This is a genomic window from Streptomyces sp. NPDC050264 (assembly GCF_040655895.1).
In the GTDB taxonomy this organism is placed as follows: Bacteria; Actinomycetota; Actinomycetes; order Streptomycetales; family Streptomycetaceae; genus Streptomyces.
Genome location: NZ_JBFAKV010000032.1, coordinates 57,900 through 80,519, shown reverse-complemented (window position 1 = coordinate 80,519; position 22,620 = coordinate 57,900). Strand labels below are relative to the sequence as shown.

The 22,620-nt window shown below is 71.9% G+C and carries 20 protein-coding genes; 9 read left to right on the top strand and 11 right to left on the bottom strand.

The genetic code is table 11. The features are described from left to right. Positions 1-327: ALF repeat-containing protein (locus AB0J02_RS38505; RefSeq protein WP_363198542.1), on the bottom strand; the 327-nt coding region annotated here is incomplete at its 3' end. A gap of 97 nt (positions 328-424) precedes the next feature. Next, the gene (locus tag AB0J02_RS38500; RefSeq protein WP_363198541.1) at positions 425-568 is read right to left on the bottom strand and encodes a hypothetical protein; all 144 of its coding nucleotides are present in this window, start codon (positions 566-568) and stop codon (positions 425-427) included. A gap of 69 nt (positions 569-637) precedes the next feature. On the opposite strand from AB0J02_RS38500, the gene AB0J02_RS38495 reads away from it, so the two are divergent. Both AB0J02_RS38495 and AB0J02_RS38490 read left to right on the top strand, forming a co-directional pair. After that, the gene (locus tag AB0J02_RS38495; protein ID WP_363198540.1) at positions 638-1,063 is read left to right on the top strand and encodes an EamA family transporter; all 426 of its coding nucleotides are present in this window, start codon (positions 638-640) and stop codon (positions 1,061-1,063) included. A 53-nt stretch (positions 1,064-1,116) separates the two neighbouring features. Continuing rightward, positions 1,117-2,115, top strand: a complete 999-nt coding sequence (locus AB0J02_RS38490) for a ScbA/BarX family gamma-butyrolactone biosynthesis protein (RefSeq protein ID WP_363198539.1) — start codon at positions 1,117-1,119, stop codon at positions 2,113-2,115. 112 nt (positions 2,116-2,227) lie between these two features. Here AB0J02_RS38490 and AB0J02_RS38485 read toward each other — a convergent pair whose 3' ends face one another. The 4 genes from AB0J02_RS38485 to AB0J02_RS38470 are packed head-to-tail and all read right to left on the bottom strand — an operon-like array spanning position 2,228 to position 6,359. Next, on the bottom strand, positions 2,228-3,793 hold the full coding sequence (locus tag AB0J02_RS38485) for an MFS transporter (protein ID WP_363198538.1): 1,566 nt from the start codon (positions 3,791-3,793) through the stop codon (positions 2,228-2,230). Positions 3,794-3,852: 59 nt separating this feature from the next. Continuing rightward, positions 3,853-4,587: an HAD-IA family hydrolase gene (locus AB0J02_RS38480; protein WP_363198537.1), complete on the bottom strand. Its 735-nt coding sequence runs from the start codon at positions 4,585-4,587 to the stop codon at positions 3,853-3,855. Positions 4,588-4,628: 41 nt separating this feature from the next. Continuing rightward, positions 4,629-5,327, bottom strand: coding sequence for an HAD family phosphatase (locus AB0J02_RS38475; protein WP_363198536.1), 699 nt, complete (start codon positions 5,325-5,327; stop codon positions 4,629-4,631). 39 nt (positions 5,328-5,366) lie between these two features. Next, entirely contained in the window at positions 5,367-6,359 is a 993-nt protein-coding gene (locus tag AB0J02_RS38470) for an aldo/keto reductase (protein WP_363198535.1), read from the bottom strand. A gap of 235 nt (positions 6,360-6,594) precedes the next feature. Between AB0J02_RS38470 and AB0J02_RS38465 the strand changes: the two genes are divergently transcribed. From AB0J02_RS38465 to AB0J02_RS38445, 5 genes are all read left to right on the top strand, one after another. Beyond that, on the top strand, positions 6,595-7,629 hold the full coding sequence (locus tag AB0J02_RS38465; protein ID WP_363198534.1) for a beta-ketoacyl-ACP synthase III: 1,035 nt from the start codon (positions 6,595-6,597) through the stop codon (positions 7,627-7,629). 109 nt (positions 7,630-7,738) lie between these two features. Further along, positions 7,739-7,981: a phosphopantetheine-binding protein gene (locus AB0J02_RS38460; RefSeq protein ID WP_363198533.1), complete on the top strand. Its 243-nt coding sequence runs from the start codon at positions 7,739-7,741 to the stop codon at positions 7,979-7,981. Next, entirely contained in the window at positions 7,978-9,204 is a 1,227-nt protein-coding gene (locus AB0J02_RS38455; RefSeq protein WP_363198532.1) for a beta-ketoacyl-[acyl-carrier-protein] synthase family protein, read from the top strand. The genes AB0J02_RS38460 and AB0J02_RS38455 overlap by 4 nt, the downstream gene beginning before the upstream one ends. Before the next feature lie 41 nt (positions 9,205-9,245). Next, positions 9,246-9,950, top strand: coding sequence for a 3-oxoacyl-ACP reductase FabG (gene fabG, locus AB0J02_RS38450; protein ID WP_363198531.1), 705 nt, complete (start codon positions 9,246-9,248; stop codon positions 9,948-9,950). 89 nt (positions 9,951-10,039) lie between these two features. After that, positions 10,040-10,873 carry a thioesterase domain-containing protein gene (locus AB0J02_RS38445; RefSeq protein ID WP_363198530.1) on the top strand — a complete coding sequence of 278 codons (834 nt, stop codon included), beginning with the start codon at positions 10,040-10,042 and terminating at the stop codon, positions 10,871-10,873. On the opposite strand, the gene AB0J02_RS38440 is transcribed toward AB0J02_RS38445, so the two are convergent. After that, entirely contained in the window at positions 10,776-11,621 is an 846-nt protein-coding gene (locus tag AB0J02_RS38440; RefSeq protein ID WP_363198529.1) for a BTAD domain-containing putative transcriptional regulator, read from the bottom strand. The two genes, AB0J02_RS38445 and AB0J02_RS38440, sit on opposite strands and share 98 nt — an antisense overlap. A 232-nt stretch (positions 11,622-11,853) precedes the next feature. Here AB0J02_RS38440 and AB0J02_RS38435 point away from each other — a divergent pair, with 232 nt between their 5' ends. After that, complete coding sequence (locus AB0J02_RS38435) at positions 11,854-15,690, top strand: beta-ketoacyl synthase N-terminal-like domain-containing protein (protein ID WP_363198528.1); 3,837 nt, start codon at positions 11,854-11,856, stop codon at positions 15,688-15,690. Between the two features lie 163 nt (positions 15,691-15,853). Beyond that, positions 15,854-16,480, top strand: coding sequence for a TetR/AcrR family transcriptional regulator (locus tag AB0J02_RS38430; protein WP_363198527.1), 627 nt, complete (start codon positions 15,854-15,856; stop codon positions 16,478-16,480). A 3-nt stretch (positions 16,481-16,483) separates the two neighbouring features. Here AB0J02_RS38430 and AB0J02_RS38425 read toward each other — a convergent pair whose 3' ends face one another. Genes AB0J02_RS38425 through AB0J02_RS38410 form a run of 4 tightly spaced genes read right to left on the bottom strand, consistent with a single transcriptional unit; the run spans position 16,484 to position 22,602 of the window. Beyond that, complete coding sequence (locus tag AB0J02_RS38425) at positions 16,484-17,341, bottom strand: alpha/beta hydrolase (RefSeq protein WP_363198526.1); 858 nt, start codon at positions 17,339-17,341, stop codon at positions 16,484-16,486. A 7-nt stretch (positions 17,342-17,348) separates the two neighbouring features. After that, a complete protein-coding gene (locus tag AB0J02_RS38420; protein ID WP_363198525.1) occupies positions 17,349-19,166 on the bottom strand; it encodes an amino acid adenylation domain-containing protein in 1,818 nt (605 codons plus the stop codon). Next, complete coding sequence (locus AB0J02_RS38415) at positions 19,163-22,363, bottom strand: amino acid adenylation domain-containing protein (RefSeq protein ID WP_363198524.1); 3,201 nt, start codon at positions 22,361-22,363, stop codon at positions 19,163-19,165. The genes AB0J02_RS38420 and AB0J02_RS38415 overlap by 4 nt, the downstream gene beginning before the upstream one ends. Next, on the bottom strand, positions 22,360-22,602 hold the full coding sequence (locus AB0J02_RS38410) for a hypothetical protein (protein ID WP_363198523.1): 243 nt from the start codon (positions 22,600-22,602) through the stop codon (positions 22,360-22,362). Before AB0J02_RS38410 ends, AB0J02_RS38415 begins: the two co-directional genes overlap by 4 nt. Positions 22,603-22,620: the final 18 nt, after the last annotated feature.

Below are 22,620 nucleotides of genomic sequence, written 5' to 3'. Positions count from 1 at the left end.
GATGCGGGCGATGGCGACCTGGTCGTCCTCGGCCTGGGCCAGCCGATAGCCGGTCTTCAAGAAGGCCCGCATGTCGTCCACGGTGCCGTTGAGTGCCTCACCGGCCTCTCGGACGACTCCCCGGCCGCTGCCCTCGTCCGCCAGGATGGCGGCGATGGCGGCACGCAGTTCATCCTCCGACATCGCGTCCACCGGTGTGTCGGACGCGGCCGCCACGGTGGTGGTCGACGGTACTGTCGAACCGCTGGCGAGGGCCGGGGCGGTGAAGAGGAGGGACGAGGCCAGGCCACTGGCAACGGCGAGCAGGACGGCACGCGTCGGTCTCATGAATGTACGCCTCCATGATCGATTGGTGGATGGGCCCATGGTCCGCCCGTGCGGACCGGAGACGCACCCGGAATAAGCGAGTCCGGAAAAAGAGCCATCATCCTGCTCCTCGCTCCGGTTCTTCGCCGCGCTGTTCTCGCGTCTCGCCGGTGAGCAGGGGACGCTCCCGGTGACGGCCGGTCTGGTCGCCTTCGGCGGTGTGGTGCTCGTGGTGCTCGGTCAGACGGGCGGCGGGGTTCACCGAGGGGGCAACGTGTGGTCGGGAAACGCGTGCGCACTGCTCGCCGCCGTTCTGTGAGGCCCGTATCCGGTGATCGCTCGCCCTCTGCTGGAGCAGCACAGTCCGCTGCGGGTGACCGCCTGGACCGCTGCCATCGGTGGAGCGGTGCTGCTGCCGTCGGCCTGTATCGCCGGGTGGACCGTGCACGGGGCCGTCCGGCATACGTTGAGCTGGGTCTCGCTCGGCCATTCGGTGTTGTTGGTGACGGTCGGAGGTCTCGTGGTGTGGTACCAGGCGGTGTCCCGGGCCGGGTCGGCGAGCGTGATGCTGTGGATGCTCGCCGTCCCCGTGGCGGCGGCGCTCTTCGCTGCCGCCACGGGCGCGCAGCCTCTGAACTGGTCGCAGGGGGCCGGGTGCGTTCTGGTCATCGCGTCGCTGATGTATGCGCAGGGCCTCGTGCCCTTTTCCCGGCGCGGGAGCAGGTCGGCGCGTGACGAGGTCGTGAGCCGCGGGTGAGCGGACGCGCTCAGGGTGAGAGTTCGCTGACCGCTTCGTGGAAAGGCAGACAGATGAACGTGGCCCTGGAACCGGTGGTGGACGACCCCGCTGTGCCGGTCCTCGCTTTCGAACAGACCGTGCCGCGCACGTTGGTGCACCGCAGTGCCCTGTCCGAGGTGTTCCTGACCGACAGCCGCCCGCTCGACGACGTGTCCTATCTGGCGGGCGCCCAACTGCCGCCTTCCCATGCCTACTTCACCGATCACACGACCCCGCAGGCAGTGGATCCGCTGCTGTTGCTGGAGTGCTGCCGGCAGGCCGAGACCCATGCGGTGCACGCGCATTTCGGTGCGGATGCCACGACCAGGTTCGTCCTGGAGTCGTGGAGTGCCGACCTGCCCGGGCTCGCGGAACCGGCGTCCGGGCCCGGTCCTTCGAACCTCGTCATCGAGGTGGAGACTCTGCGGCCTCACCTGACGGGAACGACCCTTCGGGGGATGGCCTACCGCATGCGGCTGTCCTTGTCGGGGGCGTACATGGGTGAGGTGTCCATGCGGGTCAAATACGTGAGCACAGAGGTGTACCGGATGCTGCGAGGGCGTGCGGGCACGGTGCTGCCCACGTCGGACGACTACCGGGCCGCAGACGCGCCGGGGCTTGTCGCCCCCGAGCGTGTGGGGCGTCGGCGCGCCGAGAACGTGGTGCTGCTGGATCCGGCTGTGCAGGACGACCGGCTGCGCGCGCGGTTGCGGGTGGCCGGTGAGCATCCCAGCCTCTTCGACCACGCCCAGGATCATCTGCCGGGCATGGTGCTGATGGAGGCGGGCCGGCAGGCGGCGCTGCTGGCCGCCGAGGAGTTCCTGGACGTCCCCGCCAACCGATGGACCATCACCGGCTTCTCCGCCTCTTTCCGCGCGTACACGGAGCTGGACCGGCCGGTGACGGTCGTTGCGCACCGCCCCGAGGACGCGGCGCATCCTTCCGGCAGGGCCGTCGAGGTGGCGGTGCGGTTCGAGCAGGAGGGCAGCGTCGTGGCGGAGGCGAGGTTCGGGGCACTCCGGCAGGGCTGAGCGCTGCGGGGCGCCCGGCGGGCAGGTGAGGGCCGAACGCGCGGTGCCCGCAGCGCCCCACCCTTCGAGGTGGGGCACTGCGGGCACGTTCCGGGTGCCGGCGGCACCGGTCTCACTCGGCGTGCGCGGGGGCCAGGTCACGGTCGCGGACCAGGGTGAAGACGGCGATGGCGCCGGCGAGCGCCACGCATGCGAGGACGACGTACACCACGTGCCAGCCGTGCTCCAGTCCCTGCACCGCGCGCTGGACGAGATCGTCACCGCCGTTCTCGCGTACCGAACCGAGGCGCCCTTGGACCACGTCGTCGGCGAGCGTGCCGCCATTCGCGACGCCGTGTGCGTCGAGTTCGCCGCGGGTCCCGGTGAGCAGGAGCCCGGCCACGCAGGCCACGCCGATGGTCTCGCCCGCCACGCGCAGCGTGTTGAACATGCCCGAGGCCATGCCCGCGCGCTCGGGCGGCACCACACTGACCGCGGCGTTGTCCATGACTCCGAAGGCCAGTCCGATACCGATGCCGGCCAGCAGCAGCGTGGCGAACATGCCGGTGCGGTGCTCCACCGGATCCGTGAACGTCATGAGGAGCAACGCGACGGCCAGCACCGCGGGACCGACCGCGAGCAGCATGCGTACGGAGACGTACCGGACGAGCACGCCGGAGAACAGCGGGAGGACGAATACCGGCAGGGTGAGCGGCAGGAGCATCGCGCCGGACACGGTCGATCCCACGCCGCCTGCGCCCTGGAAGTAGGGCGGCAGGTAGACGAGCAGGGCGGCGAAGGCGAAGACGATGCTGACGGGCTGCCAGATGATCGCGACGAACGTGGGCCGGCGCAGGAGGCTGAGGTCGAACATCGGCTCGGCGCTGCGCAGTTCCACGAGCACGAACGCGGCGAGGAAGACGGCGGCGCCGGCGAAGGAACCGAGTGTGGCCGGGCCGGTCCAGCCCTGTGCCGGGCCTTCGACGAAGCCGAGGGCGAGCAGCATGAGGGCGAGGGTGAAGGTGAGGACGCCGAGCTTGTCGATGCTTCGTGCTTCGGGGTTGCGCGATTCGGGCAGGGCGCGGCCCAGGACGAGGACGACGGCGCCGAGTACGACGTTGACGAGGAAGACGGCGTGCCAGGACGCGGCGGCCACCAGGAGTCCGGAGACGAACGGGCCCATGGCGAGCCCGAACCCGATCGCGGCGCCGAAGATGCCGAAGGCGCGGGCGCGCGCGGCGCCGCTGAACCGGTGGGCCAGCAGGGAGGAGCCGCTGGTGAGTACGGCGGCGGCGCCCATGCCCTGGACGAAGCGTGCGACGTCCACCAGCGCGATGACGGGGGCGGTGCCCGCGACCAGGGAGGCGAGGGCGAAGACGCAGGTGCCGGAGAGGAACAGGCGGCGCCGGCCGAAGAGGTCGGCGGCGGATCCGGCGGCGAGCATGAACGCGGTGAAGGCCACGTTGTAGGCGTTGAGCACCCATTGGGTGGAGGCGGCGGAGGCGTGCAGCGCTCCGGACATGTCGGCGAGGGCGACGCCGGGGCCGGTGACCGAGATGGGCAGCATGACCGCGGCCAGGGCGACGGCCACCAGTACGCGGGTGGAGCCGGCCTCGGCACGGCGGCCGGGAGCGGGTACGGGCGGGTGCTGCGGGGGTGGGGCGAGGTCTGTAGCGGTGTCCGCGGGAGAGTGGGGCATGGAGGTTTCCGTCCGGATTCAGGGGCCGGTGAGCGGGCGGGCCCGACGGGGGGGAGGTGTCAGGCCACGGTCCTGGCGGTGCCGGGGCGGGACGTGTCGTCGCGGTCCAGCACGTGGCTCAGCTCGGCGAAGGAGCTGACCTGGGCATCGATGAACGAGGCGAACGGTGCGACGTCCCAGTCGGTGAACACCTCGCCCCGCATCAGAACGGTGCGCAGCCCAGCGATCTTGGCGGCGCGCAGCGCCAGTGGCGAGTCGTCCACGAGCAGCCACTGCTCGGGGGCGTTCTCGTTCTCGGCCGTGAGCAGCGCGGTGTAGGTGTCGGGGTCGGCCTTCGAGGCGTGAGCGAGCGGCACGTAGTCCTGTGCGGTGAACAGGCCCTGCAGAAGCGAGCGTCGGGCCGTGCGCTCGTCCATCGTGGAGAAGACGCGCAGGCGTATGCCGCGGGCGCGTTGCTCGGCGCAGAAGGCCTCCACTCCCTCGCCCAGGGTCATGCGGGTTCCCTGGACGCTCAGGCACGAGCGCAGCGCGTCTATTTCGGCGTTGAGGTGCTGCTCGATGCCGAGGCCTGCGAACAGGACCCGCAGGCTGTCCTTCTGCGGAAAGGTGGAGATGGCTTTGAACTGCAGGGATGTGGCCTGTTCCGGCAGATCGGTGTGCCGGTTGATGCCTTCGTGCAGCGCCCGCAGCAGGAGGCCGGAGGCGTTGAGGCTGAGTACGCCGTCGAAGTCGAGGAGTACGGTGCCCGGCCGGTGGCCGGGCTCGGGGACCGCGGACGATGCGGCGGCTTCCATGGGGTCCTCCTGGTGCGGGGGCGGTCGGGGCGGGTGCCGGCTCAGGCGCGCCAGACGGTGTGGGCGGCGGCCTCGGCGTCGAGGGTGCGCAGCAGGTCCTCGTCGATGGCCTTGAGGGAGTCGACGATGTGGCGTGCTCCGGCCTCGCGCATGAGCTGCGGCTGGAAGCTGTGCTCGTAGGAGCTGGGGTGGCCGATGAACGGGATGTCGAGGCCCTTGGCGACCTCGGCGACGCGTGCGACGTCGTCGATGAAGAGGACCTCGTCGTGCCGCAGGCCGAAGACGTCGGTGGTGATCTCGCGCAGGCCCGGCCGGAAGTCGTTGGTGCACACGTATCCCGGCTCGTCGAAGAGGTCGGCGTGCTCGCCCAGGTAGGTATCGAAGTGGGCCTTGTCGAGGCCTCCGTAGCTGACGGTCTTCAGGCCGAGCGCGCGCAGCCTGCGCAGGAGTTCCACGGCTCCGTCGAGGAGTTCGACCGGGTGCTCGCGGGTGTACTCCTCGCGCTCCTGGAAGTAGACGTCGATGGCCTCCTGCGCGGTCCACGGGACGCGTGCGGCGTTGGCCATGCCCTGGCCGCCGACGAGTTGCGGCTGGGAGAAGATGCTGCGCTCCACGTCGGCGGTGTACTCACCGCCACGGCTGACGATGAAGTTGTGGATGACGGGGCTGAAGGTGTCGTTGAGCAGGACGCCGTCGATGTTGACGGCGGCGAGCTTGAGCTGCTTGAGCGTTTCGGTCATGGCTGTTCCTTTGTTCGTGAAGTGCGGGGGTGCGGTGGATCAGAGGCCGACGGTCGCCATGCCGGCCGGGTCGTACCGTGGGCCGGACACCTCCGCGCGCGGTACCGCCGCGGACACGGCGGCCACTTGGTCGGCCGTGAGGGCGAGGTCGGCCGCCGCGAGGTTCTCGCGCAGGTACGCGACGCGGCGCGTGCCCGGGATGGGGATGATGTCCTCGCCCTGGGCCAGCAGCCAGGCGAGGGCCAGCTGCACCGGGCTGCACCCGTAGCGGCCGGCCAGTTCTTTGAGGCGCTCCACGATGCGTACGTTGTGCTGCAGGTGCTCCTGCTGGAAACGCGGGTGGGAGTGGCGGAAGTCGGAGGGGTCGAGGTCCGCGGGCCGGGTGATCCGTCCGGTGAGGAAGCCTCGGCCGATGGGCGAGTAGGCGACGAGCGTCGTCCCCAACTCCCTTGCCACCGGCAGGACTTCGTCCTCCACGTCGCGGGTCCACAGTGAGTATTCCGTCTGCAGGGCGGCGATGGGGTGCACGGCGTGTGCGCTGCGCAGGGTCTGCGCCGTCACCTCGGACAGGCCCAGGTGCCGCACCTTGCCGGCGCGGACCAGTTCGGCCATCGCGCCGACGGTCTCCTCGATGGGAATGTCGGGGCTGCGCCGGTGCAGGTAGTAGAGGTCGATGTGGTCGACCCCGAGCCGCCGCAGCGAGGCGTCGACGGCGGCTCGGCAGTGCTCGGGGCTGGAGTCGACCATCCGGCCCTGCCGGGGATCGCTGTCGTCCCGCTTGATGCCGAACTTGGTCGCCAGGAACACCTCGTCGCGGCGCCCGGCGATGGCCCGGCCGACCAGTTCCTCGTTGTGCCCCTTGCCGTACATGTCGGCGGTGTCGAGGAACGTCAGGCCGGCGTCGAGAGCGGCCTGCAGCGTCCGCAGGCTCTGGGCCTCGTCGCTCGGGCCGTAGAACTCCGACATTCCCATGCATCCCAGGCCGAGTGCCGATACCAGCGGCCCGTCCGTGCCGATCTTGCGCTGCCGCACAGTTCTCCTCGCATCGGTTCCGTTCGTGTACGGCATCGATGCTCGCGGTCGGCTCTCCCTTGCCGCTCACGTCGGACTCACGGAGCCGGTGAGCGTCACGTGGGACATCAATGAGCTGGACCGGAGGCGCAGTTGCCAGCGTAGGCGCTCCGACACGGACCGGGAGGAACAACATCACCATGGCAACGCACACGTCGTCCAGGACGCGACAGCCGGCCGGGCCGGGGACGTCCCGATGAACGACATCGGACGGGCCGCGGTGGTCACCGGCCTCGGCGCCTGGGTCCCGCCCACGGTGCTCACCAACGAGGAGCTCGCCGGCCGGCTCGACACGTCCGACGAGTGGATACGCAGCCGCACCGGCATCCGCCGACGGCACGTCATCGCTCCGGGCGAGGCCACCGGCGACCTTGCCGTCGAGGCGGGGAAGCGGGCCCTGAAGTCGGCGGGAGCGAGCTCGGCGGACGTCGTCGTGGTGGCTACCAGCACCCCCGATCACCCGTGTCCCGCGACCGCTCCGGACGTGGCCGACCGGCTGGGCCTGACCGGTGCGGCCGCCTTCGACATCGCGGCCGTCTGCACGGGATTCGTCTACGCGCTGGGGACCGCGGCGGGGCTGATCGCCTCCGGATTCGCGCAGTCCGCACTGGTCATCGGGGCGGACACGTTCTCGACGATCCTCGCCCCCGGCGACCGCACGACCAGGGCGATCTTCGGCGACGGCGCGGGCGCGGTGTACCTGCGGGCCGGGTCGGCGGCAGAGCCGGGGGCGCTCATGGGGCTGCACCTGGGCAGTGACGGCAGCCGCCGCGACCTCATCGAGGTCCGGGCGGGTGGCTCGCGGCAACGCTCCACCGGTCTGCCGGCCGAGGAGGCCGACACCTACTTCACGATGGCCGGCCGAGCGGTGTTCTCCCAGGCCGTCCGGAACATGGCGGCGTCCGTCCGCTCGACCGCGCGACTGGCCGGCTGGGACACCGAGGACGTGGACCGGGTGGTGCTGCACCAGGCGAACGCGCGCATCCTGGCGGCCGTCGCCGATCAGATCGACCTGCCCGCCGACCGTTTCCCCTCGAACATCGACCGGGTCGGCAACACCGTCGCCGCCTCCATCCCGCTGGCCCTGGCCGACGCCTGTGCGGCCGGGGACGTCAGGCCCGGCCAGCGCGTCGTGCTCGGCGGCTTCGGCGGCGGCCTCACCTGGGGCTCGGTCGCCCTGGTGTGGCCGGACGTGCCCGCTGTCGGGCCGGACCACGCCCCCGGCTCCTGAATCGCCCCTGTGCGGGGACCCCATCGCACAGGTCGTGTGCGCCGCCCCCGCCTCTTCCCCTCTGCCGTCTTGTCCCGTTTCTCTTTTCCTCACGATGGGAGCCATCACCATGCAGGACATCACTCAGCGCGTCTCCGTCCTTCTGTCCGACCAGTTCAAGGTCAAGGCCGACACCATCGAGCCGTCCGCGACGCTCGGCAAGCTCTCCTTCGACTCCCTCGTTCTGATCGAACTCGGCCTGGTCCTGGACAAGGAGTTCGATGTGGAGATAGCCGACGGCGAGCTCACCGAGCACCAGACCGTCGGAGAGCTGGCCGAGCTGCTCCACGCCAAGGGAGCGGTGCTGCGATGACCCGCGTCGGCGACATCGCGGTCACCGGGCTCGGACTGGTCACGCCGGCCGGGGTCGGGGTGGAGGAGAACTGGCGGCGCGTGTTGTCGGGACGTTCCTGTGCCACCCCGGACGAAGCACTGCGCGGGATGCCGGTGGAACTCAGCTGCCGGGTCCCGGGATTCGACCCCGAGCAGCTGCTGGACGGCTTTCCCGCCTGGCAGTTGGAGCGGTTCGTGCAACTCGCCCTCGTGGCCGCCCGGATGGCGGTCCGGGACGCCGGATGGGACCCGAAGGCCTGGGACGGCACCCGGGTCGGCGTCGTCCTGGGCAATTCGCTCGGCGGCGCGGCGACCTTCGAGCAGCAGCACGACGCGCTGCGGGAGCGGGGCCCCTCCAAGGTGTCCCCGCTGCTCGTCACGCGGTACATGCCGAACATGGCCGCGGGGTATCTGGCGATCGACCTGGGGGTCCGCGGGCCCGGTCTGGTCGTGGCGACGGCCTGTGCCTCGGGCGCGACGGCCCTCACCACGGCGCGGGACCTGCTCCGGTCGGGCACGTGCGACATCGTGCTCGCCGGGGCCACCGAATCGGCGCTGACCCCGACGGTGATGTCCGGCCTCGCCAAGATGGGCGCGTTGTCGAAATCTCACGGTGCGCCGGAACACGCGAGCAAGCCCTTCGACGCGGAACGCGACGGTTTCGTCGCCGCCGAGGGCGCCGGGGTACTGGTGCTGGAGCGTACGGCCGACGCGACTTCACGCGGCGCGACGATCCGCGCCCTGCTCAGCGGATGCGGGGCGTCGTCCGACGCCCACCACGCCACGGCTCCGCATCCCGAGGGGCAGGGCATCGAGCGGGCCGTCCGCGCGGCACTGGCCGACGCCGGGGTCGCGGCGGGCGACGTCGACCATGTCAACGCGCACGGCACGGCGACCCCCATGAACGACATCATCGAGGGCCGCATGCTGCACCGCGTGCTGGGCGGCGCAGCGGCGGTGACCTCCACCAAGGGCGTCACGGGGCACACGCTGGCCGCCGCCGGAGCGATCGAGGCGGCGTACGCGGTACTGGCCGTCCAGCACGGCGTGATGCCGCCCGTCGCGAATCTCAAGAATCCCGATCCCGGCCTGGAGCTGGACCTCATCAGTGGCGAGCCACGCGAGGGGCGGGTGGACGTGGCCCTCAGCACGTCCCTGGGGTTCGGCGGCCACAACGCCGCTCTGGTCTTCACCACGGCATGACCGACGGTGCTCCACGAGGCACCTCTGGAAGGGAGAACACCATGGACCGCTCGGTCTTCGTCACCGGCGGCAGCCGGGGCATAGGCCTGGCCGTGGCCCAGGCCTTCGCGGCGCAGGGCGACAGAGTCGCCGTGTGCCACCGTTCGGGCGGGACGCCCGAGGGCCTGCTCGGCATCAAGGCCGACGTCACCGACCCGGCCGGGCTGGAGAGCGCGCTGCGCACGGCGGAGGAGGCCCACGGGCCGGTCGAGGTGCTGATCGCCAACGCGGGGATCACCCGGGACACACCGCTGCTGCGGATGACCGACGCGCAGTTCGCCGACGTGCTGAACACCAATCTCACCGGTGCGTTCACCGCGGTGCGGGCCGCGGCCCGCAGCATGCTGCGGGAACGGCGCGGCCGGGTGATCCTGCTGTCGTCGGTGCTCGGCTTCCTGGGAGCGCCGGGGCAGACCAACTACGCGGCGTCCAAGGCCGCGTTGCTCGGTCTGGCGCGTTCCCTGGTCTGGGAGCTGGGTGACAGGGGCATCACCGTCAATGTCGTGGCGCCCGGCATCATCTCCACCGACATGACCGCGGAGCTGTCGCAGCGGCGGATGGAGGACGTCATGCGGATGACTCCGATGGGCCGCCCCGGCACGGTCGCGGAAGTCGTGGAGACCATCCGTTTTCTGGCCGCCCCGGAGGCCAGTTACATCACCGGGGCCGTCATCCCGGTGAGCGGGGGTCTCGGCATGGGGCACTGACCGTCTACGCCGTTTCCCGCCGTTTCCCGCCGTCTCCTGTCGTTTCTTGTCGTCCCTCGTCGCCACTCGACCTCCCGGGAGTACTCGCCATGCACTCTGCCGCTCGTTGGACGGCCGTCCTGCGCCCCGCCGTGCGGCGCGCAAGGCGCCTGGTCGTCTTCCCGCACGCCGGCGGAGCGCCGCGCCGCTACACGGGCCTGGTCGCCGAGTTGCCGGGCGATGTGGAGGTCATCGGGGTCACCCTGCCCGGGCGCGAGCACCGCTCCGGGCTGCCGCCCCGCACTTCGGTGCGGGAGGCGGTCGGGGAGATCGCCGGGGAACTCGCCGTGCTGGAGCCCCTGCCGAGTGTCTTCTACGGGCACAGCATGGGCGCGCTGCTGGCGGTCGCGAGCGCGCACGAGACCCCCGGACGGTGCCACGGGCTGGTGGCCAGCTGTTCGCCGCCCGGTCGCACGGCGCGGCCGGGCGGCGGCCGTGCGGCGTCCTCGCGCGAGCTGGCCGCGGTGTTCGCCGCGCACCGGCTGCCCGGTGACGCGCTGGACAACGGGGCGCTCACGGCCGCCCAGCGGGTCCTCGCCCACGATCTCCGGCTGGCGTACGGGCTCTCTGCCGCGGTGGAGGCCCTTTGTCTGTCCGTTCCGCTGACCGCGGTGGCGGGCCGCTCGGATCACCTGGTCGCGCCCGAACTCCTGCCGGGCTGGCGGCAGTTCACCTCCGGACAGTTCCGGTCACACCTCACGGAGGGCGGTCACTTCCTTCCCTTCACGCCCTACGGCGGGGAGGCCGTGCGCGCGGAACTCCGCACCGCCCTCGCCGCCGCCCGCTCTACACGAACGCCGGCCGCCGGCTCCGCAGCCCCTGTCCGTCCGCGGGCCACAGCAGGCGCCGCACCAGGTGCTCGTCCGGCGCGCCGCCCCCGTTGAGCACGCACTGCTGCAGATCGCGCATCTGCGGTGAGGGCTCGAGACCCGTGCCCTCGGCCATGACCAGGCGCAGATCGCGGTAGACGGCGAGGGCGTCGTTGCGGCGTCCCGACAGATGGAGCGCCAGCATCAAGTACTCGTGCAGGGACTCGTCGTACGGGTTGAGCGCGGCAAGGGCGTGCAGTTCGCCGATGACCTCGCAGTAGCGGCCCAGGCGCAGGTCGACGGCGACTCGCCGGTTGAGTACGGACCTGCGTTCCTCCTCCAGCTGCCGTACGTGAGCCTGCAGGACGGGCCCGGGCGTCACATCCGCCAGGGGAGCATCGCGCCACAGTTTCAGAGCGCTGTTCAACTGCGCCGAGGCCAGGGGCAGATCGCCCTCGGCGACGGCCTCGCGGGCCTCGGCGACCAGCCCGCGGTGGTAGGTCAGATCGAACTGCTCGCCCCCGGTCTCCAGGCGGTACCCCGTGGGTTCGGTGATCACCACGTCCTTGGGCAGCCGGACATCGCGCGCGTCACGCCGCAGAGCGATGCCCTTGCGGATCTGCATCACACTGTTCTGGATGCCGGTCGAGGCGCTCATCGGGACGTCGGAGCCCCACAGTTCGCGCTCGATGGTGGCCCGCTGGACGACTCTGCCGTGGTTCAGGATGAGTACGGCGAGAAGCTTCTTCGCTTTCAGCGCCGTCGGTACGACCGACTCTCCGTTCATCGTCACCCGCAAGGGGCCGAGCACCTTGGCGATCATCAGCTATCTCCCGTTCGACGGCGACACCGCACCAATCTCTGAACTTGGGTCTAACTATAGACGCGAGGCCATCAAGTGGCCATCGCCCCCTCCCGGCCGGGCGATCCAATCTTCAACAACTGCCTGACCAGGGAGTCTTCACCTCAGGAAGAATGCCCGTGGCCGCAATGTTGACCGGCGATGAAATCGAAACTCACAAGTCAAAGATTGACCTGGTGTGTATTTTTGCCCCATGAGCTACACACAACGGGGGCCGCAGAAGAGCTCCCCTCGCCAACGTGACATCGCCATCGTCGGCATGGGCTGCAGGTTCCCCGGCGCATCCGGAGTCCAGGAGTTCTGGCGTCTGCTGCACGACAACGTCGACGCCGTGACCACGGTCCCGGACGACCGCTTCGACGTATCGCTCCACTACGCGACGGAGCCGGCCCCCGGCAGAACCGTGTCCCGGCACGGCGGATTCCTCGACGACCTGTACGAGTTCGACGCCGGCTTCTTCGGCATCGCCCCGCGCCACGCCCGCGGCATGGACCCCCAGCAGCGTGTCCTGCTGCACGTCGTCTGGGAGGCGCTCGAAGACGCGGGCATTCTGCCGTCCTCACTCGCGGGGAGCAGCACCGGTGTCTTCGTGGGACAGGCGACCGCGGAGTACGCGGACGTGGCCGACCCGGCCGCCTCGCAAAACGTCCACAGCATCACCGGCAGCAGACTGCGCACCGTCACGGCGGGACAGATCTCCTTCGCCCTGGACACCCGCGGACCGAGCCTGGTCGTGGACACCGCCTGCTCGTCGTCCCTGGTGGCGGTGCACATGGCGCGGCAGAGCCTGTTGACGGGGGAGAGCGACCTCGCGGTCGCCGCCGGGGTCAATGCGGTGCTCTCACCGCACGATGCCATCGCCTACTCCCAGGGCGGCATGCTCTCGCCCGACGGCCGCTGCAAATTCGGTGACACCTCCGCCGACGGCTTCGTCCGCAGCGAAGGTGTGGGCGCGGTCCTCCTGAAGCGGCTGCCGGACGCGCTGCGCGACGGGGACAGGGTGCTGGCCGTGCTGCGCGGCACGGCGGTCACCAACGACGGCGCCGGCAGCGGCCTGCTCCTCCAGCCCGCGGTCGCCGGGCAGGTCGAGATGGTGCGCGCCGCGTGCCGCAGCGCCGGCATCACCCCCGCGGACCTGGACTATCTGGAGGCCCACGGCACCGGCACCCGGGTCGGCGACGGAGTCGAACTGCGGGCGATCGCCGAGGCGTTGAGAGCGGAGGCGCCCTGTGCGCGGCCCCTGCCGGTCGGCTCGGTCAAGACGAACATCGGCCATGCCGAGGCGGCCGCCGGCATCGCCGGGCTGATCAAGGCGGTACTGATCGCCAGGCATCGCGTCATCCCCGCCTCACTGCACCTGCGCGACCCCCACCCCCTCCTGGCCGACGCCGACCCGGTCAGGGGCGTGGCCCACAACGTCGCCCTGGAGCCCGCCGCGGAACAGGCACTCCTGGGCGTCAGTTCGTTCGGGATCTCGGGGACCAACGCCCATGCCGTCGTGGGGGAGTTCCACGCCGTACCCGTCACGGAACCCGCGGCCTCTCCCCCGGACGGCGATCAACCCGAACTGCTCGTCCTCAGCGCACGCAGCCTGCGCGCACTGCGGCTGCTCGCCGAGCGGTACGCGAGCCACCTGGCCCCCGGAGGCACCGGCCGCGCCCACGCCCTGCGCGACGTGTGCCATGCAGCGGCGGTCCGCCGCGACGCGCTCCCCTACCGGCTCTGGGCCGTGGGCCGCTCCCACGACGAACTCGCCGCCACGCTGCGCACCCTGGCCCGGGGCGGGGAAACCCCCGACGGCGCGCTGGCCGACACCGCCGTGCGCACCGCGGCCACCACCGCGTTCGTCTTCCCCGGCCAGGGATCGCAGTGGCTGGGCATGGGCCGCGAACTGTTCGACACCGCGCCCGCGTTCCGCGCGGCACTCCTCGCGTGCGACGAGGCGATACGCACGGAACTGGACTGGTCGATCGTCGACGTCCTCCGCGACGACCGCGAGGAGCTGCCGTCCGACGTGGCCGTGATCCAGCCGCTGTTGTGGGCCATCGAGGTCGCCCTGGCCGCGTTGCTGCGCGAGAACGGGGTGCAGCCCGACCTGTGCCTCGGGCACAGCATGGGCGAGGCCGCGGCGGCGTACGTCTGCGGTGCGCTGTCGCTGCGGGACGCGGCGAAGGTGATCTGCCGTCGCAGCACGCTGATGCAGCGGTTGTCCGGGCAGGGCGCGATGCTGTCCGCCGAGCTGAGCGCCGAGGACGCCCGTTCGGCCCTGGCTGTGCACGCCGCGACGGTCTGCGTCGCCGCGGAGAACGCCCCCCGCGTCACCGTCCTCGCCGGGGACGAGGAGGCGCTGGGGCAGCTGGCCGAACGGCTGGACGCGGCAGGCGTGGCCAGCCGCCCGGTGAAGGTCAACGTGGCGTCCCACTCCCCCGGCATGGACGCGCTGCGGCCCGATCTGCTGGCGGCCCTCGCCGATCTCGCGCCCACGGCGCCCACGACGAAGATGTTCTCCTCGGCGCGCTGCGGCTGGGTGCGCGATGCCGAACTCGACGCCGCCTACTGGATGGACAATCTCCGTGAGCGTGTCCGTTTCGTCGAGTCGGTGCGCGCACTCGCCGCCGACGGACGGACGCTGTTCGTCGAGATCAGCCCCCACCCCGTCCTGACCGCGGCGGTGTCCAGCACCTTGGACGGCCTGAAGGCCCCCGGCGCGGCGCTCCCCTTGCTGCGGCGCCACCAGAGCGAGGCCGGCAACGTCGCCCGCGTGCTGGGACAGATCTTCGCCCACGGCGGCCCCATCGACTGGAGCCGCCGCTATGCGGGCACCGCACCGCATGTACCGCTGCCGACCTATGCCTGGGACACCGACCGCTACCACCACGAAGCAGCCGCCCCGAAACTCCCCGCACAGCAGGATCCGGCGCATGTCCGGGAGTACCCCATGCGGTCGCTGGGGCTCGACGGGCTCGGCGACGGGGTGAGCGCCCACCACCGCACCCCCGTGCCGCCCGTGCTGTACGTCAAGGCCGTTCTCGACACCGCCCTCGGCGTCCCGGGCTGCGGTGCGGGCGTCCTGGAGAACATCGAACTCTGCTCTTCTCCACTGGAATTGGCCCGGGCCCGCGATGCGGTCGTGCGCATCAGCTTCGAGCCGACCGCACAGGCGGAGGTGCACTGCGTGAGCGTGAGCGTGACCACGCCGGGCGAGGACAACGAGGTTCTCTGTCTCGTGGGGTCCTTCCGCACCCTGGGCGCGGCAGAGCCGGCCCCCGGCGCCGAAGACGTCGACGCCGTCCTGACACGATGCGCCGAGTACGTCCCCGGCGCCGAGTTCTATCGCCGGGCCGCGGCGCGCGGCTACCACATCGGCGACGCGCTGCGCACGGTCGACCGCCTCTGGCGCAGGAACGGCGAGGCCGTGGCCCGCGTACAGCCGGCGGCGGGCGGCACGACGGCCGGCCTCGAAGCGGCGCTGCTCACCATGACGGGGGCGTGGCCGCAGGACGATGAGGCGACGGTCGCCTTCGTGCCCGTGTCGATCGGCCGCGCCCGCGTCGTCGACCAGGAGGGGCTGTGCGGCGAGCACTGGAGTCTCGTGCGCTTCACCCCGGGGGCCGAGGGGGCCGATGCCGCGTGCGATGTCGTGCTCAGCGCCCCCGACGGGCGTGTACTGGCGGAGTTCCGCACGGTGAGGCTGCGCCGCCGTCAACACCGTGCGGCTGCCCGGATTCCCGCGCAGCGGACCGCCGGGACCCCGGTCGGCCATGCCCCCGCCCCCGCTCCTTCCGCCGGCGCGCCGGCCGCGTCGGGTCCCGGGGACGTCCTGCTGCAGTTCGCTGTCGTTCTGGGCGTTTCCGTCACGCGGCTGGACACCCGTCGGCCGCTTCGGGCACTGGGGCTGGACTCGCTGCTCGCCGCCGAGCTGCGCGTCCGGCTCTCCTCGACGCTCGGCGTCGATGTGCCGGTGAAGCGGCTCCTCGGTGCGGAATGCGTCGAGGACATCGTCCGTTCGCTGTGCGCTCCGGCCCACTGAACTGAACCCACCCGCACAGAACATGGGGGCCACCGGGGCGCGCGGCGCACTCGGTGGCCCCCGACGTCTCTGTCGCGCCGCGGCCCGAGTAGGACTGCAAGCTATGTTTGTACTCTAGTATAAGTTCCATCACGAGCTCACCAGGACAGAGAGGTCGGAGCCGATGGTGTCCGAGACCAGCCGCCCCATGGGGCGACGCGAGCGCAGCAAGCAACGCGTCAGGGAGAGCCTCTACTCGTCGGCACTGTCCCTATTCGTCGAGCAGGGCTACGACCGCACCACGATCGAGCAGATCACCGACCGGGCCGACGTGTCCCGCGCGACGTTCTTCAACTACTTCCAGCGCAAGGACGACCTCATCACGGCCTGGTCGGACCAGCGCAGGCAACAGCTGGAACAGTTCATGAAGGAGACGATGACGTCACGCGACGACGACGTGACCGTCCTGCTGGAACGATGCGTGGCGGCACTCGCCGAGTTCAACGAGAAGGACCGCAGCACCACCGCGACCATGCTGCACGCCTGGGTGAAGGCCGGACGCCCTCTGGTGGAGGAGCAACAGGCAGGACAGGTGTTCGCGGCCATCATCGAGGCCGGGCGCCGGCGCGGCGACATCGCTGTCGACATCGATCCCCTGCGCGTGGGCAACATCCTGCGGGACTCCTACCTCGGCGTGCTGTACCGCTGGTCGCAGAGCCCCCAGTCGAGCCCCTCGCTCCATGTCGAGCTGCGCGAGATCCTGCGCATCATCCTCTCCGGAGTGCGTTCGTACGACACCGCCGCGCGCTGACCCTCAGCGGGCCCTCTCGTGAGCGGCCAGGAAGGCGGCCAGCAGGGCCCGGTGGGGCGGGGTGGCTTCGAAGGTGTCCAGATGGGCACCCTCGGCGGCCTCCGCGAGCCGGGCCGCCGGGAGCAGACGGGCCGCCGCGCGGGAGCCGGCGGGGTGGGTGGTCGTGTCGGTCGTCGCGGTGACCACCAGCGCGGGGGCGGTGACGTGCGGCAGCAGGGGCGCCAGGTCGGTGGCGGTGAGGGCCGTGTTGAGCCTGCTGTAGCGGTAGAAGCGTTCCGGGGTCGCGTACGGGTGCAACAGGTGCTCGGCCAGGTGCGGCGGGGCCTGCGAGGAGATCAACTGCCGGAGCATGGTGAGCAGTTCTCGTGCCGTGGCACGGCTCTGGGCGGCCATGGCGAGGATGGCGTCGAGGTTGCGCTGATGGGCGGTGGTGTCCTCGGCGGGGAAGCGGAAGTCACCGTGCCACAGGCTGAGCGAGGAGAGTCTGTCCGGCTGTGCCGCCGCCGCCTGGAGGGCTGTGGTCGCGCCCCCGCAGAAGCCCGCCGCGTGGGCCCGCTCCACCGCGAAGTGGTCGAGGACCCTGAGCAGGTCGTCCGCCTGGGTGGTGGCGTCGTCGCCGAGTGTGTCGAACTGGCCGGGGGTGAGGGTGTCGGCGGCCGAGAGACCACGGGTCTCCCAGGTGATGACGTAGAAGTGTGCGGCGAGGGCGCTGATCCACGGGCCGGACAGCGCGACGGGCATGCCGCAGGCGGGGGCGATGACGACGGCGGGGTGGCGGGGGTCGCCCGCTGTGCAGGCCTCCAACGGGGCGCCGTCGGCTGCCCGGACGGTCGTGTGTACGCGCAGGGGTGTTGTCGTCATGGCCGGCTCAGTTCCGCACAAGGGCTGTGCGGCCGATGAGTTGACGGAGCGTCACATGGCTGCCGAGTTCGGCCAGCGCGAGGTCGGCGCCCAGGTCCTGGCGTATCCGCATCGCTATGCGGACCAGGGACAGCGAGGTCGCCCCGTAGGCGCGCAGGTCGGTGTGCGCGTCGATGGCCGGGCATTCGAGGATGTCGCGGGCGATGCGGTCCACGGCCGCCTCGAGCCCCTCTGCCGTGGGCCGCACCGCGGGCAGGGGTGCCTGCCGGGCCGGTGCGGCGGTGCTCACGAAGTCGTCGAGCCGTCGGCGGTCGGTCTTTCCGTGCGGGGTGAGGGGGAGGTCACGGAGCACCCGGTAGGCGGAGGGGCGCAGGTGGGCGGGGAGCGCGGTGCGGGCGAGGCGGTCCAGGCGTTCGGTGAGCCCAGGGGTGGGTTCGTGCCCTGTCGGCAGGATGTACGCGGTCAGGCGGACGTCGCCCTCGCCGTGGTCGCGGGCCGTGACGACGGCGGTGGCGATGCCGGGGTCGGCCGCCAGACAGGCCTCGACCTCGCCGGGCTCGATGCGGTAGCCGCGTACCTTCACCTGGTCGTCGGCCCGGCCCAGATGGTGGAGGTCTCCGTCGGCGGTGCGCAGCGCGCGGTCACCGGAGCGGTACCAGCGTTCGCCGTCGATGAACGGGAAGCGCTCCGCGGTCAGTTCGGGGCGGTGCAGGTAGCCGCGGGCCAGCCCCGCGCCCCAGACGTATATCTCGCCGGGGGTGCCGTCGGGGACCGGGCGGCCCTCCTCGTCGAGGAGGCGGACGCGCAGATCGGCGAGGGGTGTGCCCAGAGGGCTGACCTGGGGGGCCGCCAGGTCAGCGGTGCGGATACGGCGATGGGTCACGTGGACTGTCGTCTCCGTGATGCCGTACATGTTGACCAGTTCGGGAGCCGCGTCGCCGTGCCGTGCCAGCCAGGGGCGCAGCATCGCCGTGTCGAGGCGTTCGCCGCCCAGGACGACGGTGCGCAGCGCCGTGGGCGGGGCGTCGGCGCGAGCCGTGTCGGCGGCGACGATGCCGCGGAACGCGGACGGGGTCTGGTTGAGGACCGTGACGTGTTCCGTGTGCAGGAGGTCGAGCATCCGCTGCGGTGAACGGGCGGTGTCGTACGGGACGACGACCAGGCGGCCGCCGTGCAGGAGGGCCCCCCACAGCTCCCAGACCGAGAAGTCGAAGCTGATGGAGTGGAACAGCGTCCACACGTCCTGCGGGCCGAAGCGGAACCGGTCCCGCGAGGCCTCGAAGAGACGCAGCACCTGGCGGTGTTCGACCAGCACACCCTTGGGGGCGCCGGTGGAGCCGGAGGTGTGGATGACGTAGGCGACGTCGTCGGGGCCGGCCTCTCCCGGCGGAGCCGAGGGAGGCCGCGGGGCGCCGCCTTGTGCGGCCGGCCGATCGGCCAGCACCGTGCGGCGGGTGGCGCCCTCGACGACCCGTGCCGTCTCCGCGGTCGCCACCACCACCGCCACCCGCGTGTCCGCAAGCAGCAGTTGGATGCGTGCGGCCGGATAGGCGGGGTCGAGGGGGACGTAGCCGGCGCCCGTTTTGAGGATGGCGAGCAGCGCGATCACCAGGGTGCTGTCGCGGCCCGTGCACAGGCCTACGAGCGTGCCGGGGGCGGCGCCGCCGGCACGTAGCGCGGACGCCAACTGTTCGGCGCGTGCGTCGAGTTCGGCGTACGTGAGGGTCGCGTCGGGGGCGGTGACGGCGGTGCGCGCGGGATACCGGCGGGCCGTGGCCTCGAAGGCGCGGTGCAGGGTGCCGGGGCGCAGGGCGGGACGTGTCATCTGCGGGCCGTTCCTTTCTCGGCCGTGCGTCCGGCGCGCACGGTGGCGGCGAGCGCAGCGATGGTGGGCTGCTGGAAGAACTTCCGCAAGGGGATCTCGACCTCGTGGCGTTGCCGCAGGCGGGACAGGGCGGTGAGCACCATCAGGGAGTGGGCGCCCTGCTCCAGGAGGGACGCCTCGCGGGGTATGGGTGCCGTGGCGGTCAGCAACTCGGCCCACAGGGCGGCCAGTTCCTCTTCGAGGGCGTCCGCGTACGTCGCGGGGGCGCGGCCGGCCGTGCTCTGTCGCCGGGTGAGTTCCGTTTCGGCGTCGCGCAGCAGGGCGGCGCGGTCGATCTTGCCGTTCGCCGTGACCGGGACGGCGGTCACGGGCAGGATCCAGCGCGGGACCATGTAGCCGGGCAGGCGCCGGGTCAGCAGGTCGCGCAGGTGCGCGGTGTCCGGGTCGCCGGTGGTGCCGGGGCGGACGAAGAGGACGAGTGCGCGGTCGGTGCCGGCGCCGCGGACGGCGGCGACGGCCTGGGCGACGCCGGGGGCGGCGTGCGCGACCGTCTCGATCTCGCCGAGCTCGACGCGGTGGCCGCGGATCTTGACCTGGCCGTCGTTGCGGCCGAGGAAGAGCAGCGTGCCGTGTGCGTCGCGCAGCACCTGGTCGCCGGTGCGGTACATCCGGCCGCCGCCGGCCGCGTAGGGGTCGGGCAGGAAGGCCCGTGCGGTGAGGCCGGGGGCGTTGCGGTAGCCGCGGGCCGGGCAGGCGCCGCCGAGGTACAGCTCGCCCGGCACTCCGGGTGGCGCGAGATGGCCGGTGGTGTCGACGACGTACGCGCGCACTCCGCGGAGCGGGACACCGATGGGCACGTGGCCGGGCCAGTCGGTGGCGGCGGTGAGGCGGTGGGTGGTGACGGCGTGTGTCTCGGTCGGCCCGTACAGGTTGATGAGCTCCAGGTGGGGGCGGGTGCGGAAGAACGCGCGGATGTCGTCGTCCACCATGAGCTGCTCGCCCGAGACGCACACCCGCGTCAGTGCCGGGAGCGCCGCGCCTGCGTCGGCGGCCGCCTGGACGAAGGGGCGCAGCGCGGCCACCGGCAGGTACAGGTGGGTGGCCCGGGAACGCTCCAGCCGCTGGACGAGAGCGGGGAGGTCGCGGCGGTCGGCCGGCTCGCGGGAGACGGCCGTGCCTCCGGCGGCGAGGGTGGGCAGCAGTTCCTGGAAGGACACGTCGAAGCCGAGCGGCGCGAACTGCAGGAAGCGGGTGTCCCCGTCCATGCCCAGGGCATCGATCTGCCAGGCGGTGAGGTTGAGCAGGGCGCCCTCGGTCATCTCTATGCCTTTGGGGCGGCCGGTCGAGCCGGAGGAGAACATCACGTAGACGGCGCGGTCCCCGTCCGGATCCGTCGGCGGGACGGCCGGTGCGCCGGGGTCCACGCGCGTGTGCGTGAGCTGGGCGGGGGTAAGGGTCCGCACACCGGTGTCGGTGTCGTCTGTCGCGTCGATCGGGTCGCCGATGGCCAGGGTGCTGCCGGCCTGGCGCAGCATGTACCGGATGCGCTCGGCGGGCAGGCCGGTGTCGTAGGGCAGATAGGCGGCGCCGACGGCCAGGAGCGCGAGGATCACCACGACGGTGTCGGTGAAGTCGTCCGCCGCGACACCGACGACGTCGCGTGGTGCCACGCCGTGGTGGAGCAGCGCGGCGGCGGTCTTGCGGGTGCGGTGGTCCAGTTCGCGGTACGTGAGGTCGCCGGCGTCGGCCGACAGGGCCACCGCGTCCGGGCGTTCGGCGGCGGCGCGCCGGACCCAGCCGATGAGGGTGGCCGCGCCGGCCGGGACGCCGTGCCCGTCGTCGATGGCGGACGCGGCGAGCGAGGCGTCCACGAACAGGTCCGCGAGAGGGCGCCCGGGGTCGTCGGTGGCCCGGGCCAGGGCCGTGCTCAGGCCGTCGGCGACGGCCCGGGCGACGGACTCGGGCAGCAGCTCCGTGTCGTACTCCAGCTCCAGGCGCCACCGGTCGCCGACGGGCGTGACGCCCAGCCACAGGTCGAACTTGGCGGTGCCGTTGCCGTGTTCGCGTACCGCGGTGACCTCGCCTCCGGGGGCCGGGGTCAGTTCGTCCTGCATGGCGAGCATGCAGGAGAACACGGGGTTGCGGTCGTTGCTGCGGTCCGGGCGGACGTGCTCGACGATCTGGTTGAACGCCACCCCGATACGGGAGCGGGCGGTGCCCGCCGCGGGCCGCACCACGTCGCGTGCGTAGTCGGCGAAGGACTGGCGCCAGTCCACGTCGAAGGCCACGGGCAGGGTGTTGACGAAGAAGCCGCACAGGCCGAAGGAGGCGACGGTGCGGCGGGACATGAACGGGCTGCCGATCACCGTGTGACCGGCCGCGGTGTGCCGGGCGAGCACCGCCCCGTACACGGCGAGGAACAACTCGTAGGAGCTGATGCCGAGCCGGCGGCAGAGCGCGGCCGCGGCGGCCGACTCCGGCGCGTCGAGCTGCCACTCGACGCGGCGGCCGGTGAAGGAGGTCTCGGCGGGGCGTTCCGGGCGCGGCATCAGGACCGGCGCGGGCCGGCCGGCCAGTTCCCGCGCCCAGGTGCGGGCCAGCTCCGCCGTCGCGGGTTCGGCGGCCAGACGGGCCTGCGCGGTGCACTCGCGGGCCAGTTCCTGCTCGCGGCGCGGGCGCAGCCGCGCCAGTGCGGCGGGGGTGAAGCCGCCGGCGAGGGCGGTCTCCAGATCGCGGACGAACGGGCCGACCGACACCGCGTCGAAGACGAGGTGGTGCACGACGAACAGCAGCACGGCCCGCTCGGCGGAGCGCAGATGGACGAAGCGGTACAGCGGGCCCTGTTCGATGTCCCAGGTCTGGCCGCCGAGCCGGGCGGCCGTGGCGCTCAGGACGGGGGCGCCGGTGTCGGCGATGGCCTCGAAGGGCAGCTCGGCGAGGGCGGGCGGGGCGCCGAGGAACGTGTGCGGCTCGGGCAGGACGCGAAAGCGCTGGCGCAGCGCGGGCTGGACGGTGACCACCTCGGTCAGGGCGCGGCGCAGTTGCTGAGGGGTGTGGTGGGGGGCGAGTTCCATTTCGAAGACGCCGTTGTAGAGGTGCTCCACGGGGATGAGCCGGTCGATGACGAGGAGGCCGCGCTGGGATTCGGAGAGAACCGGCTGTGCGACGTCGAGCGGCGGGGTGGCGGTCGGGTTCACGGCCGTACTCCGGGGAGCGTGGCCAGCCACTGCTTCAGGTCGCCGACGGTCCGTACCGTGGCCAGCGATCCGGTGTCCAGCTCCAGCGAGGGATCGGGCAGTACGTCGATGACGACGCGCAGCACGGCGAGGGAGGTCACCCCGATCTCGGCCAGGGGGGTGGTGTCCTCGAACTCCCCTGTCGCATAGGCGCAGATGGCTCCGTCGAGGCCGGCTGTGGCGTTCCGTGCTGTCTCCATGCTCTCTCCCTGTCGGGC

What these genes read in the sequence shown, in the direction of transcription:
- AB0J02_RS38490 (WP_363198539.1), top strand. Translation starts at nt 1,117, where the DNA reads ATGAACGTGGCCCTGGAACCGGTGGTGGACGACCCCGCTGTGCCGGTC.
- AB0J02_RS38485 (WP_363198538.1), bottom strand. Translation starts at nt 3,793, where the DNA reads ATGCCCCACTCTCCCGCGGACACCGCTACAGACCTCGCCCCACCCCCG.
- AB0J02_RS38480 (WP_363198537.1), bottom strand. Translation starts at nt 4,587, where the DNA reads ATGGAAGCCGCCGCATCGTCCGCGGTCCCCGAGCCCGGCCACCGGCCG.
- AB0J02_RS38475 (WP_363198536.1), bottom strand. Translation starts at nt 5,327, where the DNA reads ATGACCGAAACGCTCAAGCAGCTCAAGCTCGCCGCCGTCAACATCGAC.
- AB0J02_RS38465 (WP_363198534.1), top strand. Translation starts at nt 6,595, where the DNA reads ATGAACGACATCGGACGGGCCGCGGTGGTCACCGGCCTCGGCGCCTGG.
- AB0J02_RS38460 (WP_363198533.1), top strand. Translation starts at nt 7,739, where the DNA reads ATGCAGGACATCACTCAGCGCGTCTCCGTCCTTCTGTCCGACCAGTTC.
- AB0J02_RS38455 (WP_363198532.1), top strand. Translation starts at nt 7,978, where the DNA reads ATGACCCGCGTCGGCGACATCGCGGTCACCGGGCTCGGACTGGTCACG.
- fabG (WP_363198531.1), top strand. Translation starts at nt 9,246, where the DNA reads ATGGACCGCTCGGTCTTCGTCACCGGCGGCAGCCGGGGCATAGGCCTG.
- AB0J02_RS38445 (WP_363198530.1), top strand. Translation starts at nt 10,040, where the DNA reads ATGCACTCTGCCGCTCGTTGGACGGCCGTCCTGCGCCCCGCCGTGCGG.
- AB0J02_RS38440 (WP_363198529.1), bottom strand. Translation starts at nt 11,621, where the DNA reads ATGATCGCCAAGGTGCTCGGCCCCTTGCGGGTGACGATGAACGGAGAG.
- AB0J02_RS38435 (WP_363198528.1), top strand. Translation starts at nt 11,854, where the DNA reads ATGAGCTACACACAACGGGGGCCGCAGAAGAGCTCCCCTCGCCAACGT.
- AB0J02_RS38430 (WP_363198527.1), top strand. Translation starts at nt 15,854, where the DNA reads ATGGTGTCCGAGACCAGCCGCCCCATGGGGCGACGCGAGCGCAGCAAG.
- AB0J02_RS38425 (WP_363198526.1), bottom strand. Translation starts at nt 17,341, where the DNA reads ATGACGACAACACCCCTGCGCGTACACACGACCGTCCGGGCAGCCGAC.
- AB0J02_RS38420 (WP_363198525.1), bottom strand. Translation starts at nt 19,166, where the DNA reads ATGACACGTCCCGCCCTGCGCCCCGGCACCCTGCACCGCGCCTTCGAG.
- AB0J02_RS38410 (WP_363198523.1), bottom strand. Translation starts at nt 22,602, where the DNA reads ATGGAGACAGCACGGAACGCCACAGCCGGCCTCGACGGAGCCATCTGC.